The organism is Aureimonas frigidaquae, from assembly GCF_001463905.1.
Taxonomy (GTDB): Bacteria; Pseudomonadota; Alphaproteobacteria; order Rhizobiales; family Rhizobiaceae; genus Aureimonas; species Aureimonas frigidaquae.
On sequence record NZ_BBWR01000008.1, the window covers coordinates 299722 to 317598 of the forward strand.

A 17877-nucleotide genomic window follows, 5' to 3' on the forward strand; every position below is an offset into this window, starting at 1 on the left:
TTCATGAGCCGACCCGAAATGATCACCTGCGTCCATGATCTACGCCAGCTCGCGCGCCGGCGCGTGCCGCGCATGTTCTACGACTATGTCGATGCCGGAGCTTACACAGAGGCGACATACCGGGCGAACGAACGTGATCTCGCGCACCTCACCTTTGTCCAGCGCGTGGGTATCGACATTTCCGATCGGAAGACGAACGGCACCATCCTTGGCCAGCCCGTCACGATGCCGCTGGCATTGGCGCCCACAGGGCTGACGGGGATGCAGCATGCGGATGGCGAGGTTCTCGCGGCCCGCGCCGCAGAACGGTTCGGGGTACCCTTCACCTTGTCGTCCATGTCGATCTGCTCGATCGAGGACGTTGCGCAGGCCACGCGATCGCCGTTCTGGTTCCAGCTCTATGTCATGAAGGATCGCGCCTTCATCGAGCGTCTGGTTGCGCGGGCACACGCGGCCGGTTGCACCGCCTTGGTCATGACCGTCGATCTCCAGGTCCAGGGGCAGCGCCACAAGGATATCCTGAACGGCCTGTCTACACCGCCCAAGCCGACCCTGAGGAACCTAATCAACCTTGCGACGAAGCCCCGGTGGTGTTGGGGCATGGCGAACACCAAAAGGCGCACGTTCGGCAACATCGTCGGCCATGTCGCGGGCACCGACGACGTTTCGTCGCTAGCGGGTTGGGTGTCTCAGCAGTTCGACCAGACATTGTCGTGGAAGGATGTCCTTTGGCTGCGAGGCCTGTGGGACCGTAAGCTCGTGGTCAAGGGCGTGATGACCCCGGACGATGCACAGGCGGCGATCGACCACGGCGCCGACGCGGTGATCGTCTCGAACCATGGCGGCCGCCAGCTCGACGGCGCCCCGTCGAGCGTCAGTGCGCTTCCGGCGGTCGTGGAGCGCGTCGGCGCGCAGGCCGAGGTTCACATGGATGGCGGTATCCGCTCCGGGCAGGACCTGCTGCGCGTAAGAGCTCTGGGCGCGCACGCAGCCTATATCGGGCGGCCGTTTCTCTACGGTCTCGGCGCCATGGGCGAAGCCGGTGTGCACCGCTGCCTGGAGATCATCCATCGCGAGCTCGACATAACCATGGCCTTGTGCGGCGTCACGGACATCAAAGACGTCGATCCATCCATCCTTGCGGGCGGCCGTGACCCGTTCCGTCAGTCCACTACCCCCTAACCGAAGGAGCCAGAAATGTTCGGTAACTACAAGATGCACGACAACAGCGGCGTCATGCCGCCCTACGCACCTGCCTATCCACTGGAATGGGAGTGCACCCTGCGAAACCTAGAGGTTGTCACTAAGGTCGACGAAGCCAAGCTGCGTGAACTCCTGTCGCACACGCCGTTCGAGCTCGTAAATGATCGCGTCGCGTTCCGCTTCATGGCCTCTCCAGGGCACACGCTCTCCTATCACAATGGCCGAATGTTTGACCTGATGGTCACGACCGCTGTCCGCTACGAGGGGCTATTCGCCCAGACCCACCTCTATATGTTCTGCTCGGACCCTATGGGCATCGCCGCAGGACGCGAACTGTTCGGCTACACGAAGAAGGATTGCACATTCGCCTTCGACGAAAAGGAAAACGGCTCGATCTCGGGTTGGGTCAATCGACGTACGCGACCGGTTGCGGACTTCTCCTTCACCCCCGACGCCTCAACCCCCGTCGTCCGGCTTGTCGATGGCGAAGAGCAGCCGCATGGCGAAATCCACGTGCGTCGCATTCCCCATCCCGAGCGCCCCGAGACCGCTTACGCCGACGTGGTCTATCGTGCGTTCCCACTTCCCTACAGCGCACCGGCGGGGGGACGCATCGAACTGAAGTTGCATGAGTCGGAGTTCGATCCCCTGACCGAGTTGCAGCCTGAGGTGCTCTCAGCCCAATTCATGGTGTCCGACGTCTACGCCGGGGGCTTCGGCAAGGAAGACCGGCGGCTGGTCAAGCGGCTCGTGCCGTGACCACCGCGCTTATCACAGGAGCGGCCGGCGGGATCGGCCGCGCCATCGCCCTGCGCCTTGCGGCGGATGGCGCGGCCATCGCGGCGGTCGATATCGATACGGCGGCGACTGACGAAACCGTCCGCGCCGTAGTCGCCCTCGGCGGACGGGCGCAAGCGATACGAGCGGACGTGTCCCGCTCGGACGACTGGTCGGCCGCGCTCGATACGGCCGAGGCTGAATTCGGTCCGGTCGACATGCTCGTCAACAATGCGGGTATCGAGGGGGCCTTCGCGCCGATCGACAGCTATCCGGAGGACGTGTTTGACCGCGTCCTCGCTGTCAACATACGTGGCGTCTTCCTTGGCCTGCGCCACGGCTTGAAGCGAATGCGAAGCAGGGGCTCCGGATCGATCGTGAACATTGCTTCCACTTCCTCCATCAGGGGACGGGCGGGGCTGGCCGGGTACGTCGCCGCGAAGCATGCCGTGCTCGGTCTCACGCGCAGTGCCGCACTCGACATGTCCGGTACAACGATCCGTGTGAACGCCCTTCTACCTGGCCCCGTGAATACGCGGATGATCCACGCCATCGACGAACGCGCTTTTGAAGCAGGGCGCAGCATCCAGCGCGCGGGACACAACCAACCAATTCCGCCAGAGAGCGTGGCCGAAACCGTTGCGTTCCTGCTGTCCGACAAGGCCGTGCACGTGAACGGTGCCGGCTGGGTCATCGATGCGGGATCAACGGTTCCCTAAGCGGACCAGTCTCACTTGCCAGCCAGCTGCCTTGCCTACATCGATTGTCGGAATGGACAAGATCCGGCCACGTCCGAGGATAACTGACAATTTGGTCGCAATAATCTCGTCAAGAGAGTGACAAACTGTACGGTGGATCCCCTCTCCTAAGACGGAACGACACACATGAGAGCGATTGTCGAACGGCAGCTTTCCGTCAAACTCCGCCAAATACCTGACAGTCTGGTTACGGCCCCTTCGCCACCAGTGGTCGACAGCGTTTCTTTTCTGGCCAATCAAGGCCGAGGAGAAGTCAAATGGGCCATTCTCGATTCGACGACGCTATCCGCGAGCATGCAGCCTGGAATGCAGGCAAGAAGGTCGGTACCAAGCGTCCATTCACTCAGAAGCAAATATGGGCAATTCGCTTTTTCCTCGATCGCGAAAGACGGATTCGGGATAGAGCGCTGTTCGATCTAGCAATCGACAGCAAGCTTCGTGGCTGTGACCTAGTCAAAATCAGGATCCGCGATGTCGTCGCTGGGCCAGAGATTCGTACTCGCGCAATCGTCGTTCAGCAAAAGACGGGAAGGCCGGTCCAGTTCGAGATCACCAGCGACGTCAGAGCCAGCCTTCTAGCTTGGCTTGAGCGCCGTGGAGGCTCCATCGAAGACTATGCGTTCCCGAGCCGGGTCGATCACTCCCGCCACATGAGCACTAGACAGTACGCGCGCCTGGTCGACGAATGGGTGACTGCGATTGGTCTGCGATCGGAGGAGTTTGGAACCCACTCGCTTCGTCGCACAAAGGCATCAATGATCTACCGGGCGACGGGCAACATACGCGCCATGCAGATCTTGCTCGGTCACACCAAGATTGAGAACACAGTGCGCTATCCGGGCGTTGACGTAGAGGACGCACTGCTCTTGGCCGAACGAACCGAAATATGACATTGGGCGGCCATCCGACAAAAGCGCGGGTGGCTGCTATTGGCATGAGGAACAATGGGTTGCGCTGGCTATGTTGGGGTGGTTTGCGGACTGACTGTTTTGTGAATCAGGATCAGCAAGGCGGACATTGGCGGTTCAATGCTCTAAGTGTGCACCTTAAGCAGATGGGTTCTGCCTCAGCCCGGTTATCAAGGCGCCAACAAGTCTCCTCGCGTTCTTCTCCCAGTCAAGATGCGAGCTGATCGTTGCGACGCTCGTTATAGCCCGCACGCGATCTAACGGGTCGGTCGCTTTTTATCTGTTCGTCTGACGTACCACTGAACCTTCATTCAGTGGCGATTAGAGCTTCGGATGTTTCTGTTACGCCGTAACCGCGCCCGGCGCTTGCGCACCGCCAGCCCTTCCTCCTGGTAGAGCCGATAGATGCGGTAATGTCAGACGGCTCGCCCTTTCGTCGCAGCAGAATGAACAAGCGACGATAGCCAAAGCGTCGCCGCTCGTTGGCGAGGTCGCGCTGCTTGCCGCGCGGATCCGTCTCTGGCGGGCGGCATGACCTGTAGCGGACCATCTTGCGATCGGCACTGACGAAGGAACAGGTCCGACGCTCCGACAGGCCCATGACGGCCTGCAGATGCGCGACGGCTTCGCGCTTACCGGCGGCCCTACCGGTTTTTTGACAGAAGCTCGCGAAGCGCCGCGGCTTCCAGCATCTGGTCGGCGAGCAGCTTCTTCAGCTTCGCGTTATCGTCCTCCAGAGCCCTCAGGCGTTTGGCACCGGACACGTCCATGCCGCCATACTTCGCCTTCCAGTTATACGGCGTCGCCTCGCTGACACCGTGCTTGCGGGCCAAGTCGGCCGCCTTCGCACCCGCCTCGTGCTAGCACGACACACGCGACGATCTACTCTTCCGTAAATCGTTTCTGCTTCAACTGTCCGTCCTCCAATCCCGGCTGGACTCGAACTCCAGGTAGAGAAAAAACCTAAAGGAAGATCATAGAGAGAATGCTGTGCTATGAGCCTCGGATTGGCCATAGCATAGCGAACGAGTTCTGATCTTATTCGCGATCAAGGAAAAAACGTATCATTTCACGCGATGCATCTGGCCCAAGCGCGTCCGTGAATGACCCTCTGGGGTCACCGCCTGACCAAGCGTGATCCAAATGTTGAATGCTCCAATGCTCGACGGCAGGAACCTCACCAATCTTGCGGGCCGTCGTTCGCACGTAACGTCTGCTGTTTGAAGTACCGCACTCAACATTGACCTCAGAAGCCTCAGCCAAGCCGGCTGAGTTAACGCCATTCTCGGGATGGACGGTCCCATCGTTAGCCCCATGAAAAACGATCTTAGGGATACTGTTTTTCACAACGCCGCTCGTCTTACCCATTCGCATTGCGGAGATTGCAGAGGCGATATCGTGGGCTGAGCGGTATGGCAGTCCCGAATGAACTCCCACGGCTTGAAAAAGGTCAGGGTATGTCTCGCCGAGAACCGCGGCCATCGCTCCACCAGCTGACAACCCCGCCACAAATATCTTCTGGCTGTTTATGTCATGCTCATGCATGATCTCAGCTACGATACTCGCCAGGATCGCCGGTTCACCTGAACCACGGGCCTGATCAGTCGGCTGAAACCAGTTCCAACATAAAGACATATTGGCAGAACGCGCTTGCTCGGGATAGGCGACAATTACGCCCTTCTCTTCCGCAACCTGATTCATGCGCGTGCCCAAAGCAAAGTCTTTAGAATTCTGGGTACATCCGTGCAGCATGATCAAAAGTGGTCGCGGCCCAGGTGGGGCCGACGCGGGAACATACAGGCGATAGGCGCGCTGGCCGTGCACCGACCGATGTTGGGTCAGGCCAAATTCGGCGCCGGCAGCTATCGCAGGAGAATTTTTCCTCAGCGCCTTGAGAGAGGCCTGATGAGGTCGCCCAGCGGCAGAGTGCCAGCTTTTGAGCGGCAACTCCTCGGATGCTGAGTGGGTCGAGATGGAGCTGGCAAGGGCCGCAGAAACGCGCTTATGCCAACTATCGAGTAGAAAGGTCGATCGCTTCACAATGCTAGGCCTCGCTAGATTGAGTATCTGACTCAGACTCCCGATCGATTGCAGCAGGGTCAATCGAGATCGGCTACAGCACGCGCCAGAGATCCGTCATCATGCTTCTGATGAAGATTGCGTTCGTCGATACCAAAGGCTTCGCTTACGGAAAGCCTCAAGTCCTTTTTGGGTTTAGACGTCTCGGTATCGACCAACCCTTCCTTCCTGATATTGTCGCTCTGACAGCCAGGAACCATGTCTCTATCAACCGATTGCCCGCCCAGATTGTCGCGTTCTCGTAGTGCAGGCAGAACACTTTCTTCGTTGGACTTCGCCTCCTGGTCGGGGCGGGAAATGGCATCGCCCTCATAGGAGCTGTTTTGTTTACCGTTGTCCGAAGAGATGAAATTCGTGGACATGACATATCTTTCAGTTAGCAGCCGTCACGCGATCGGCGCTCGACACATTACATCCGTCTTTTAAAACGGCTCGCCATCTGTTGATCATGACTTCCAAGGCGAACAATTTCCGACCGCAGCTTTTGCACAAGCTGCTCTTGCTGTCGGGAATGCACCGTCATGCGAGCTAGAAGGTCTTACCAATCATCCAGTCATTGACCTCGCGATCAGTGTGGATTTTGGACCGACCTGAACGATCTCTCACTAAAGTTGCGAGCTGTTGCTGGTTGTGAATGGTCGTGACATCATATCGAGTTAAAAATGGCCAGCGCTTCATAGCGTCCACCATATACTCGCGTTTGCGAACGACTGTGTCGCTCGACTCACCGCCTCGATAGCCGAACATCGGAGGATCTCCAGTAGGCGGAAGTGCCGGAGGCTGGTTCTGGGCCAAGTAGCTGGCCAAGACTCTTCTTCGACGCCTGGAGGTTATGTGGTGATGAAAACGTAACCTACAACCAGGCTTCATCACATAGAGCGGGAAATAATAGCGTAAGAATTTGATGAAGCGACGGTGCCAGCGCTAAAATCTGTGGGTCATGGCCCCAGTGCCAGCATGTCGGCTTCCCCTGGGCCGTTCAAAACCCTGAGCATTTCTTCCGCTTGTTTGAGGCCCATACGGGTCATACGGACCCCGTTGATCTCAACTGGCAGCTCAGTATTGATGCACATCACCGACCAGCTACTATCCTTGTCTTTAAGCAAGCGGTATTTCGGAACTCCAGCCCCTAGCATCCGATCCATGAAGCCGGACGGAACGATATGTTGGATTTGCCGATCTGGGAAATCAAATCGAGCGTACAAGGCTTCGATTGCTTCCCCCGTGTAGCTGACGCCTTTAGACCGTATGCGGCACATCCCCCGCAGTTCTGTCTTATCTCCTATGACGAACTGCACCGCTTGCCACAGATGCGGAAACGACTTGCGCCTCAGTGCCGTGGGATTCCGTGAGCGGCCACCCCTCCATGTCACTTCCGCGGGCGCCTCGTAATCCATCATGGCCTCGTGTGAGCTCGTTGCTGCTTAAGGCCGCAATCCCCAAGAGCACTCATAAATACAGGATCGTGGGGATCTTCGACACAGTGATTCAACTTGACGTCTTGACATCAGGACCACCTTGAGAAAGGTGGCAAGCAGATTTCTCCAGCGGATAGCAAACAACTTGGCGATGCAAACGCCGCCGTTGATGAAAGCGAATAGCAGCCGAGCGGAGTTTCAAACCTCCGAAATGGACTGCATGTTACAAATTACCCGATCTTGTCAGCTTTGCTGGAGAGTCTACCTTTAAGATCCACAGCCTTCGTGGCAATGTCACGCCAATTCGTCTCTGCCACAATAAACTTATGCCTAACCTCTGCCAGCACGGCCCTCTTGGCAGCGAGATGACACTCATCAGCACGGTCGAGGCAGAATTGTCGGGTCATAGCCATCATAGGAATATTCCTTAAGTAAGGTTCGGGGTAGGCAAGCAGTTGGCTTCGTCTTCCCGCGCCATGCGCTCCATGCGCTGGCGCACCGGTATACTTTTCTCTGTGGTTTTGATTGGTGGAAATAGATAGCGCGGACCACTCACAACGACATGCAAATGGGCGTGTATCGTTGGCTTCAAATGAAAACCTGTCATGTCGCTTCTCCAAACGCTGTAACATGCTATCGCGGATACCTGGGCTTAACCGCGATTAATTGTCAGTCAGTTCGCTGGTGGGCTGACCGCGGCGAGCAGGACAGTTGTGTCCTCTCCAGGACCTCCAATGAGCGTTATCGTTCCACTCTCATGAAGGCTGGCGAGCGCATTCATATCCCGCTGCTCAATAGCCGAAAGAAACAGCCCCGCACCCTGTGACTGCCGCAGTCTATTCAGTAGTGCTGCTAACCTGGTTGCCGGGTTCGGCATCTGTCGACCTCTTCTTCGGTATCAGGAGATGGCCATCAGTTGGCTGGCCAGAACGCAAGTCGCCACCAAGCCCACGAGAGTGATCGATCGCCACCAGTCCAGCTGCCAAGTAGGCGCCCGGCTCACCTAGGTTGACGTTTGCGGGCACGTTCCTCGGCGTCAGCCGCTAAGCGCAATACCCTTAACCTTGCGCTCTTGTCACCAACCTGAACTGTAGCAGAAGCGACGGAAATTGAGCTCGCGCCGTTCGAACTTGCGATCGGACGAAACAAGCTCTCAGCGAGATGTCGCTGATCGATTAGGTTTCTCATTGGAGCTTTCACGCCGGGTACTTGATCTAGTCACGCAACTGCGTGGAAAACCCGGATGCAATGGTTGCTGAATCAAAATATAAGCCGTAGATCTAAATCAGCAATGGCGGCATCTTGGCACGGGTGACATATGTCGAGGCTGCTCCGAGACATACGGGCAGCCTAGATCCGTTTGCAATCACCCAACCTTGCAGCCACACTTTCCCAAATCGCAAAAATGACCATTTGCCTCGTACGCGACACGGCCGTCGTCTCGCGTTGACAAAGCGTTTGGCGCTTATTCAGGAGAAAATTTGCAGGTCATCGTCAGGGACAATAACGTCGATCAGGCACTTCGTGTGCTCAAGAAAAAGATGCAGCGCGAAGGTATTTTTCGCGAACTCAAGGCGAGGCGCGCTTACGAGAAACCATCTGAAAAGCGCGTTAGGGAAAAGGCTGAGGCGATCCGTAGAGCGCGCAAACTGCAGCGCAAGCATGCTCAAAAAGAGGGATTGCTGCCCGGACCGAAGCCGCGACCCAAGAGCACCGAGAGGCGGCCAACTGTTTCAGCGGGCTAGTCTCTCAATGGGGCGTCACCTGACGTCCCATCGCATTTTCAGATCGGCTTTGCGGATGCACGGACATCTTAAATTCGGCCGAAGACCCGCTCCCGAATGATCATCAGCAAAGCAGTATCCACTGCAGCATCGTGCCAGCCAGCAGCGATTGCGTCGTCGCCGATGGCGTTCACCAGTTGCTCGAGCGCTTGTTCGCACTCGAAAACGTAATCAGGGTGATGTTCCGGGAGGTGGGGCGGGTCAATCATTTTGCGAGGATACGCGCCTCGCCAACACGCCGCCAGCAACGGCTAGTTGCATTCGTGGTCACGTAGCGCAGGGCGAAAGGCAGGATGGTTAACCAGTGACTTATGGGTCTGGACTGAACAATCTCACCGCCGCGTCAGTCTTCACGTGCGTCTTGCGCGCCTTGGACCTGTTCTTGGCTAGGCTCAGCATTGCGGCATCTACCGCTTCCGGAGTCCAGCCGGCGGCTTCAGCAAGGTATCCAACCTCGTAAAAGGCGAAATCCATCGCCTTTTCACACTCCAGAACATAGTCGGGATGGTTGGGCTTTAGGCGGGACGGGCTGGTCATTGGCAGGCTCCTAGTGGATTACCTGCCAACGGGAGTTGCCGTCATGGCGTTCCGATCGCAGACGAGGTGTCGCGTGACAGGCAGCCCACGCTGTCGCACGTCAAAGCGGCTGTACACTTGTACGATAGCTCAGCAGTCGCTCGTCCGTATCTTCACATGCGTCAACGAAAGGAACTACGGATGAGAACGATCTCCCAAGATGAGCTGCAGCAGGTGTCCGGTGGAGCTGGAAGCAGCGAGCGATATCCTGGCGGCGCTAGAGGTTGGCGCGACGGTGAGCACGGAGCTCGCGTCGGCACTGCAATTCTTGACCTAATCCTGCAGTATCAGAATCGCTGAGCCAGCTGCGGCTGCCTAAACTAGGTCTTCAAAAATTGGAGCCGGCTTCAACTCTCCAAGTCGAACCCGGCTCCATGTAATGCAGCACGGCGTTTCCGCGAGTTTTGTGCAAGGCTTGTCCGACTGTATCACCCTAAAGAACTGCTGCGTCCCGTTAAGGAACTCGGGTGGCTCCGTCGATGAGGAAGAGACGATCGTCAGCACTCTCCCCGCCATCGCCCGGCGGAACTTGTAATTCCAAGGCGCCAATCACAACGTGAAAACACGCCAACTTTTATGAAGAGCACAAATGCCCGAAGTTGAGATGGGAACGTTGCGGGTAATTCAATGAGGCAGCTGCGCTAGCGATTGTGCAGCACCTCCCAAGTTGCGGACGTTGACGTATTGGGGTCATTAGGCACGCTTTTGAAACGAACGATCGCCATCAGCGGCGGCTTCCGAGCTACCCCCCCCAAGAATGACCCCCATTGGGTTCTGTTCGGCGCGCCGAGCCTTTATTCATGGTTTCTCGATCGCTGCACATTTGTCCGCGCGGCCCGGTTGTGAGGAGAGACCGTGAGCATATCCATATGGCACTGGGTCATCTTGCTGCTGCTTCTGGCAGCACCGCTTCTGTTCCTGCGCTACCGTGTGCCGGAAGGCCCCAATCGGTTCGGTCCGCCTGCGGCACCGGCCGGTTTTGTCGAGGCGGTGAAGCGCTTCTTTGCCAATTACGTGAATTTCCGTGATCGCGCGAGCCGGTCGGAATTCTGGTACGCGATGCTGTTCTATGTCGTGCTTTTCTTCCTGGTCGGTTTTCTCCGCCTGCCCGATATATTCGCTACAATCCTTTACCTCGTCCTGTTCCTGCCGCTCCTGTCGATCAGCGCCCGCCGCCTGCACGATTCCAACCGGTCTGGCTGGCTCCAGCTCGTCGCCTTCTTCACCCCCATTGGCACGATCATCGCAATCATCTGGTTTTCCAGGCCGCCGAGCGAAGATCATTTGCCAAGTGACAACTGCTAGAGCCCAGCCGCGTGACGCGCCTTAAACCCGCCGCCACCCAGTCGGCTCGCCAAAGTCCACGCCAATGCAGCGGATCGCTTCGTCGAGCGCTCCGCGGGCAACCGTCATTGTGTGGCCATTGGCATGGATCGCGGTAACGCGGTCTGAGGATCGCCACATGGCCTTTCCAAAAGACGAGGTCGCTGCACCCGCGCTCTGCGCGCGCGATCGCCTCGCCGAAACAATCCTTCGGGTTCCAGCCCTAAGTCTGCCATTTGACGGCGCTGCAGGAACGGCAGGTTTCCGGCGGCGATGGAAGCACACCGAACGACCGCGATGGGGTCGTTGCTGAACGGCGGCTTTCCCCAATTCTTCGTCGAAACCGGTCAGTCCGCTGTCGGCCCCGAACCAGACGGGCCATAAATGGCTTCGATGGGGTGGGAAGGAGACTGTCCGGTATTGGACGGCATCAGTGTAAAAGGCGACGTTGGAATATGTGCTGTAGTCTGACAGCAGCGCGCCCTCATGTCTGCCGTTGAAGCAATAGGCGTCATCGCCTGAGAGCCGCCGCTTTGTTTCCTTCAGGAAAGCGCCAATTGCGGAGATACGGAAGCCGACATGCACCACTACATGCGCCGGATTAGGTTCTTTATCCAGCTCATACTGAACTCGATTGCCCATTCTGTTTGTGGTCTCGTCAGCGACGGCATGATTGAGCTACCAGCCCCATGCCCGAATGGATTTCGAACGTGGGTGAAGAAGTCTTTGATCGATACGCTCTCCCAAGGGGCTATGAAGGCATTTGTCTTAGAACAGAGGTTATCAATATAATTGTGGGCACCCCTCTCTTTTCCGTGCGTCCATCCTTTGGTGTCGGAGATGATTTTGATGGTGCTTTCCAACGCTCGTGCCGCATAAAAAGCAGGGTCCCTGCCGTCATTGTCGCGGAGGTCGAGCGCCTCTTTCATGTCGATATCAACGTTCTGCCATTGTGGGGCTGTCAGGAGAGACCAAAAGGGGGTCTCAACCTCGATCTGCACCAGATCGTCGGTCACTATCTGAATGAAGCCGTTATGGTAATTCAAAGGGTATCTGGCTTGGCGGACGCGAGTGTTCAGTTCGTCTACAGCGGTTTGAAATGCGTTTGTTCGCATAGCGCGTCGAGCGCGGGCACCGTCTTCCGGATTTCCAGGCACTCTCAGTCCCGGGCGGGTGAGCGAGGCAAGTAGCTTCTCGCCATCCGTTACATCCCTCGCATTCATTGCTGCAATTTCGGTTTCCTTTGCGCGGAAGCCAAGTTCGATGAGGCTCAAGCGCTCTTTTAAGTGGGTATCTGGTGAACCGGCAGGGGGCTGGGTCAGCCACTTCTCGCAGACCGAAAGCAGGGTATTTTTGAACGTCTGTAATCGCCCGTTGGTGGTATAGGACGACCAGTGTTGGGAAAGCTCTTTCACGCCAAGTTCGCGTGACAGGCTGCTTTCAAGCGTCGTCCAGAAACTGACGGATGCAGGGTTCTCCTGGCCATCCAGGTAATAGGGCGCTAGGTCCTCCGCCAGGATGCGGAACGATTGGACAAGCAGGCGAATGTCCCGCTCCTCATACGCTGCACGAAGCTGAACCCCTTCGTATCGGCGAGCAAAAATATCGACAAGCATGGTGTTTATCCGTCAGGGCGACCGGGCGTTTCGGTCGTTAGCATCGATTTTTCTTCAGTTTGATGTCCAGGAGATTGCTCGCTCTCGATTGAAGTAGACGCTCAGCGACCAATTTGCGTCGGTTTCCAGTAGACGGAATTCCCCAAGCTCGACTGCCCGCATAACAATCCAAGATGCGCCCAGTGAAACCGGTCATCGTCCGTGGTTGGATTCCGGTGAGAGAGTTTTGCTTCATCTGACCCACCTGGTGCGATGACAGCACTTTGACGCCATCAGGTTCATACACCCAGACGTAAACGCCTTGGCGTTCTGCTAATGCCTCCATACGGCGGCAAGCATCTTTCAGTTCCGTCCGGTCGATGTTGCGGTCATACTTCGCCTGGATAAAAATGCCTTTGTCAAAGCCGTCAGCTCCATCGAGCGAGATCGACAGGAAAAGGTCCGCGCCGAAAAGCTTTTCCATCGAGTTTGGGCCGCGATCCGGCAATGACTGGGCTATTACTCGAAAGACATATTCTCCTACCTGCGAGTTATCCAGCCTGTCTTCCAGGCGCTGGCACAATCGCGACGTGATCTCGGCTTCCTGCACCATACTGACACCGCCTGCGGTGTCTGAGTACAAGTCCGCTACGAGCTCATCCACCGCCCCGCCAAGCCGATCCATTATGAGGCGGCGGTTTTCGTCGTCCAACATCTTGCCCCCATCGATGCGATGCAATCTTGCCGAGCATTACAGAAAATTTTGCCTAATCACACCGGCTCCTAAGCTGAGCTAACATGAAAGTATTGGCTTTAAGCGGCGGATACGCAGTCAGGCTAATTCGCGACTGCAGTTGACCGAAGCGTGTCACAACTAATTGAGAGCTGAGACGCCCAAAGAGAATGCAGCATGTCATTAGAAGCGGACATGCCGCTCTCCGCTCCAATTGTGCCAGAGGCGAAGTCAACCGATTGGCAGCTTTCAGGGACTACTCACGAGCAGATGAATGACTGACATGGGGTCGGTTGCTGAACGGCCGCTTTCCCGCCTCTTCGTTGAAACCGGTCAGTCCGCTGTCGGCTCCGAACCAGACGAGCCTTATGGCTTGAACGGGGTGGGAAGCAGAATGTCTGTATTGGGATTGCCGACCCTTAAAAGCTGACATACGCTCAGCTTGCTCGCGCACGAGAGCTGGCACAGTCATTGCCTAAGCAGTTGGGGGCCGGCATGAAAGCTTTGTTACTCGGGATTCTGCTGGCAGCCGGCGGGTTGGGTACAGCTATGGCAGCTGATGCCGTAGCACCGATGGCGCCAGTGACTTATTTGACTGAACATGAGGGTTGGAGTTTCGCCATCTCCCCTTACCTTTGGGTCGCGGGCTTGGATGGGAATATTGCGCAGTTTGGCTCGCCAGTCGTTGAGGTCAACGAGAGTTTCACCGATATTCTCAAGAACTTTGATGTTGGTTTCATGTCGATTGCCGAGGCTCGCAACGGCAACTTTAGCTTTTTCAACGACCTTCAGTATGGCAAGGTTTCTTCCGACGCGACGACGCCGCTCGGTATTTTGGCCGGCACTATCAACGCCAAGTCGACGACATTCGCTGGTCTGCTCGGTGGCGGATACACCATCGCCAAATCGGACGCAGGGTTCCTGGATGTCGCCATCGGAGCCCGGCTCTGGTCGGTCGATACCGAATTGTCGTTTTATGGCGGGCTTCTCGACGGTCGCACCGTTTCAGATGGGGACACCTGGGTCGACGGTTTGGCCGGGATCCGTGGCAGATACGATTTCACCCCGCGGCTTTACATGACGGGTTGGGGACTGGTTGGCGCAGGCGAGGCCGACCTTGATTGGGACGTGGCCGCCGGGCTCGGTTACCGCATAAACGACCGTTTCTCTTCGGTCCTAGGTTACCGCGCACTCGGAGTGGACTACAGCAACGGCGACGGCTTTGTATTCGACGTCATTCAGCATGGGCCCATCCTCGGGGTCGTCGCACGTTTCTAATTAAGATTGGGAACGACGATGATGCATATGGATTGGCGTAGCCCATTACCTGGAGCGATGAGGGTCTGAGACTTACTGTGGGAACAGAAACGTAAGACTCGTTCGAAACCCCCATTCGGGCCCGCCTCTTGGCACTTCAGCATAGTAACGGCCGCCGACCTGAAAGCTTATTGATTGCTCGCCTACCCTAATTATCTGGGACACGCCGAGGTTTATAGGCACCGTCCATTGCCCGTCGATCCAGTTGTAACTTGCTTCGGTGTTCGCTGATATTGTTCGCCCACCGCCAATGCTTCGGGACACGAAGGGCTGTAGAAACGTCTGACTGACATCCTGTCGGCCGCTGCTGCCAGCCACTGACCACAGATGGTTTGCCAATGCACCAACCGTCCAAGAGCCATCCTGTAGCGCAAGAACGCCCGTAGGACCGGCGCCAAATTTTCCGGATCCTAAGACATCGTCTGTCGCAGTAGGAAGAAGGAATATCGGCCCGAAGCCCCAGATCAGTCCGCTCGGGTTCGGTGCGCGCGGTGAAAGGAAGAAGCTTGCGCTGATATCTCCGAGACCGCCGACGTCGCCGTCCGGCACGTAATCACGGTAGGCGATCGGAATGATCGTCCGTGAGATTATAAGCCAGTCGTCGTTGAGGGGGATCGGGATCACAGGTTGAATATTGGCGGTGTATGCGAAACCGCTTTCTGAAAACCCCGCACCGTAGTCAAAGTTGCTCTGAATTGGCACGCTAATCAGATTGGCTACCGGATTGGCGAGCTTCTTGGCGAGTTCATCAGCGGACTGGGCACTCGCCGGAATAGAGCCACCTACGGCTAAAACCAGTGCTACGGCTGACCACACGGCGAACATGGGTAGCTTCAGCATTTGCCGAGCCTCTCAAATCACATTCGGGATCACTTGCACCATCGTCGTCAGCCTCGGCGCTCGACAGCTGGAGGCGTCCATGAACCGTCGATGATCGGCGTCTTTGGCCAATATGCACGTAAGTAGAGTGAGAAGTCCGCATTGCCCGGCGCCGGCAACCAGTTCGCCTCGTGGTCGGCACCGGGCGACCTGGCCTGTACGTGGATGGTCAGTGAACCGTCGGCGTTGTACTTCAACGTCTTGTTTTTGGTGCCGAGTGAATAGCGGCCGAGTTCGTTGGGTGCAAACAGGTGCTGGTCGTTGTAGAGGGTCAGCGACCAGAACCCCTCGACCGGCGGGAGGGCATCCTTTGCAAAGGTGATGGAATAGCCATTGGTGCCGTTCAGACGGTCGCCCGCCTTATCAAGGTCTTGGTAGAAGTACTGCGCCTGGAGCGTCGTGTTGACGAGGATATTGGATTTTGCGGCAGCCGTGCGTGTGAAATAGTCGGTTCCGAAGGCCGCGCCATTGGCGATCGTGGTCCAATGATCCGGCAAGGAAATGCCGTAGTTGCGGAATTCGAAAAGCGGCGCAACCAGCTCGCGCTCAGCCTCCTGCGCGGCTTCTGCTGCCGCTGCTCGGAAAGCCGGGTCGCCCTTCGCAGCCTCCACGACCGCTAAGACCTGTGCATACCGCGCCTCTTCACCGGGCAGCGGCGGCACGAGGCGCAGCGCCTCCGGTAACTGGTCGATGAACCGTTCGGGGAAGACCCATTGGGTTTCCCCCTCGCTTTGTTTTTCTTGTTGCTCAAGAACCGGGATCTTTGACCAGTCTGTTTCTTTCATTGTGCCGTCGAACTCGGCGAGGGGATAGGCCATGATTTGGTGCAGAAGCGGCTGCACGGCAGCGCGATCTTCCGGCGTATCGTCCATGAACAGACGCGGCCCGACGAAGGCCGTTTGTGTCGAAGAGCGGAAGACCTGCTTGATGCCCTTGGGCACCTCGCCATGCCAGTCAGGGCCGACAATTAGGTAAAAGCCGGGAGTGGTGCCGTACATCTTGCCGAGCGTCGCAAAACCGTCGGTTCGCCCATCGACGATCTGATAAATCCAGAAGCGATCGCCGAAATCCGGCACTTGAACAACGACGGGTGACGTTTCCAGCGCCATAAAGCCGACACCATAGACCACGTCCTGGTTCGGGCAGGCGACGATCCGCTCGTCGGCCGCGATGTAGTCGGTAAGCATCGCCAGCCTGTTCAGCGGTGCGGAAGGGGCAGGACCAGCCCTCACAAAGTCCTCGATGGGCGCCATCGCGCCACGCCGGTTGTGCATGTTGATGATCGGCCACGCCCAGAAGTACGCATCCCGAACAACGGCCCGCACGTAGGCTTCGGTGATCTTGACGCGCGCGTCCGGACCGGGCGGCATAGCCGCTGCAAAATTCGGCGAAGGCGGCAGCGGTTGCGGGTTCAATCCGGCAGCACCGGCGAGCGTGGACGACCCAACGAGGACGGATGCAAGAACGAGTGCGAGACGCGTCATTTTTGTTCTCCCTCAACCGTGCCTACGACGGTCTTCCAGTCATGCTTTATGCTCGCAACGTGAAAGCCGTACCGCTGCGCCGCGTTTAGCGAGTACTCGTCCGGTTCGGCGTATTCGAACTCACGGGCGGCGTCGTCGTGGTTGACTAATAGCTGGAAGCTCGCGCCGTCTCGATCCTTAGACCAACGCATCATCGCGATGTCCCCGCGTCCGCCCTCGTTGCCGGCGACGAAGACGGGGCGCGTCGGCATTGCGAGGCTGATGGTGACAGGCTTGAACTCGCCGTCGTTCAATCGCCCGATCGTCCCGTCGAATAGAAGGACGGTTCGACCGTCGCGCTCGTCGAGCCGCGTGCCGACATGGCTGCCCATGACGCGTTCAGGCGGGATGCCGAACATGCCTTGCGACACTTCACGAGTGATGAGGAGCGGACTGCCGCTGCATATCCAGTTCGTGAAGCCGTTTGCCTCCAGCAGAGCAAGGACCTCGCGCATCGGTTGGTAGACGGCCTGCGAGTAGGGAACACCGAACCTCTCGGCCGTCTTCCCCTCGATCAGCGGGCGGACGTTCTGAACGATCTCCTCCGTGGTCCTGCCGTCCGTCGTCACCGCGACTAGATCAACGATGCCCTGTTCGCCCGCCGCATGCAGCGTTGCGACGTCGCCTTTCAGCAAGGCGGCGACGGCAGGCCTGTCTCTTAGCATAGGTTTTGCCTCGACCGCCTGCTGGATGTCGTCCAGGACCGGGACAAGCGCTAGCGGAACCGGTCGTTCGGGAACCAGGGTGCCGTCCATGTCGAACACCGCCACGCGCTCGTCGGTGGGGACGAAGCCTGGTTGCCCTTCCGTCGTAGCCTCGCGCACGAAATCAACGATAGCCTGCTTGACCGGGGTCTCATTCCACGAAGGCAGCGGGTCGGTCTGCGCAAAGGCTCGCGGCATCAGAGCCAGCAAAACGGCGGTGGCGAGCACTGGAGAATGGCGGGTGCGTCGATTGACGTGTGTCGGGATCATGGGGGTGCCTTCTCCTCGGCGGGCCGGTTC

16 protein-coding genes and 2 pseudogenes are annotated in these 17877 nt (G+C 57.6%); 7 read left to right on the plus strand and 11 right to left on the minus strand.

Annotation, left to right across the window (positions count from 1 at the left end; translation table 11 throughout):
- Positions 1-18: 18 nt before the first annotated feature.
- The 4 genes from AUL30_RS09665 (at position 19) to AUL30_RS09680 (ending at position 3628) form a co-directional block, all read left to right on the plus strand.
- Positions 19-1182 carry an alpha-hydroxy acid oxidase gene (locus tag AUL30_RS09665; protein WP_244490774.1) on the plus strand — a complete coding sequence of 388 codons (1164 nt, stop codon included), beginning with the start codon at positions 19-21 and terminating at the stop codon, positions 1180-1182.
- Between the two features lie 15 nt (positions 1183-1197).
- Complete coding sequence (locus AUL30_RS09670; RefSeq protein WP_062227650.1) at positions 1198-1962, plus strand: acetoacetate decarboxylase family protein; 765 nt, start codon at positions 1198-1200, stop codon at positions 1960-1962.
- Positions 1959-2699, plus strand: coding sequence for an SDR family NAD(P)-dependent oxidoreductase (locus AUL30_RS09675; protein ID WP_157070031.1), 741 nt, complete (start codon positions 1959-1961; stop codon positions 2697-2699). The genes AUL30_RS09670 and AUL30_RS09675 overlap by 4 nt, the downstream gene beginning before the upstream one ends.
- A 296-nt stretch (positions 2700-2995) precedes the next feature.
- On the plus strand, positions 2996-3628 hold the full coding sequence (locus AUL30_RS09680) for a tyrosine-type recombinase/integrase (protein ID WP_062227652.1): 633 nt from the start codon (positions 2996-2998) through the stop codon (positions 3626-3628).
- A 365-nt stretch (positions 3629-3993) separates the two neighbouring features.
- Here the strand turns inward: AUL30_RS09680 and AUL30_RS19725 are convergent.
- The 4 genes and pseudogenes from AUL30_RS19725 to AUL30_RS09695 form a co-directional block, all read right to left on the minus strand.
- Positions 3994-4503 (minus strand): annotated as a pseudogene (locus AUL30_RS19725) (transposase); the annotation flags it as partial.
- Between the two features lie 181 nt (positions 4504-4684).
- Positions 4685-5686, minus strand: a complete 1002-nt coding sequence (locus AUL30_RS19320) for an extracellular catalytic domain type 1 short-chain-length polyhydroxyalkanoate depolymerase (protein ID WP_244490775.1) — start codon at positions 5684-5686, stop codon at positions 4685-4687.
- Positions 5687-5745: 59 nt separating this feature from the next.
- A complete protein-coding gene (locus tag AUL30_RS09690) occupies positions 5746-6087 on the minus strand; it encodes a hypothetical protein (protein ID WP_062227653.1) in 342 nt (113 codons plus the stop codon).
- A 576-nt stretch (positions 6088-6663) separates the two neighbouring features.
- Positions 6664-7125, minus strand: a complete 462-nt coding sequence (locus AUL30_RS09695; RefSeq protein WP_062227654.1) for a hypothetical protein — start codon at positions 7123-7125, stop codon at positions 6664-6666.
- A 1499-nt stretch (positions 7126-8624) separates the two neighbouring features.
- On the opposite strand from AUL30_RS09695, the gene rpsU reads away from it, so the two are divergent.
- Positions 8625-8888 carry a 30S ribosomal protein S21 gene (gene rpsU / locus AUL30_RS19330; protein ID WP_083507810.1) on the plus strand — a complete coding sequence of 88 codons (264 nt, stop codon included), beginning with the start codon at positions 8625-8627 and terminating at the stop codon, positions 8886-8888.
- 348 nt (positions 8889-9236) lie between these two features.
- Here rpsU and AUL30_RS09715 read toward each other — a convergent pair whose 3' ends face one another.
- Positions 9237-9464: a hypothetical protein gene (locus tag AUL30_RS09715; protein ID WP_062227658.1), complete on the minus strand. Its 228-nt coding sequence runs from the start codon at positions 9462-9464 to the stop codon at positions 9237-9239.
- A gap of 894 nt (positions 9465-10358) precedes the next feature.
- On the opposite strand from AUL30_RS09715, the gene AUL30_RS09720 reads away from it, so the two are divergent.
- Positions 10359-10808 carry a DUF805 domain-containing protein gene (locus AUL30_RS09720; protein WP_062227659.1) on the plus strand — a complete coding sequence of 150 codons (450 nt, stop codon included), beginning with the start codon at positions 10359-10361 and terminating at the stop codon, positions 10806-10808.
- 21 nt (positions 10809-10829) lie between these two features.
- On the opposite strand, the pseudogene AUL30_RS20100 reads toward AUL30_RS09720, so the two are convergent.
- The 3 genes and pseudogenes from AUL30_RS20100 to AUL30_RS09730 all read right to left on the minus strand — a co-directional run.
- Positions 10830-11025 (minus strand): annotated as a pseudogene (locus AUL30_RS20100) (peptidase P60); the annotation flags it as partial.
- Positions 11026-11413: 388 nt separating this feature from the next.
- Positions 11414-12442, minus strand: a complete 1029-nt coding sequence (locus AUL30_RS19925) for an AbiJ-NTD4 domain-containing protein (protein ID WP_062227660.1) — start codon at positions 12440-12442, stop codon at positions 11414-11416.
- Positions 12443-12479: 37 nt separating this feature from the next.
- Positions 12480-13136 (minus strand): hypothetical protein, encoded by a 657-nt coding sequence (locus tag AUL30_RS09730; protein ID WP_062227661.1) that lies wholly within the window; start codon positions 13134-13136, stop codon positions 12480-12482.
- Positions 13137-13649: 513 nt separating this feature from the next.
- On the opposite strand from AUL30_RS09730, the gene AUL30_RS09735 reads away from it, so the two are divergent.
- Positions 13650-14432 carry a hypothetical protein gene (locus AUL30_RS09735; protein ID WP_062227749.1) on the plus strand — a complete coding sequence of 261 codons (783 nt, stop codon included), beginning with the start codon at positions 13650-13652 and terminating at the stop codon, positions 14430-14432.
- Between the two features lie 72 nt (positions 14433-14504).
- On the opposite strand, the gene AUL30_RS19340 is transcribed toward AUL30_RS09735, so the two are convergent.
- Genes AUL30_RS19340 through AUL30_RS09745 form a run of 3 tightly spaced genes read right to left on the minus strand, consistent with a single transcriptional unit; the run spans position 14505 to position 17847 of the window.
- Positions 14505-15311, minus strand: a complete 807-nt coding sequence (locus tag AUL30_RS19340; protein WP_244490776.1) for a transporter — start codon at positions 15309-15311, stop codon at positions 14505-14507.
- Positions 15312-15358: 47 nt separating this feature from the next.
- A complete protein-coding gene (locus AUL30_RS09740) occupies positions 15359-16834 on the minus strand; it encodes a DUF1254 domain-containing protein (protein WP_062227662.1) in 1476 nt (491 codons plus the stop codon).
- Positions 16831-17847, minus strand: coding sequence for a haloacid dehalogenase-like hydrolase (locus AUL30_RS09745; RefSeq protein ID WP_062227663.1), 1017 nt, complete (start codon positions 17845-17847; stop codon positions 16831-16833). Before AUL30_RS09745 ends, AUL30_RS09740 begins: the two co-directional genes overlap by 4 nt.
- Between the last annotated feature and the right edge of the window lie 30 nt (positions 17848-17877).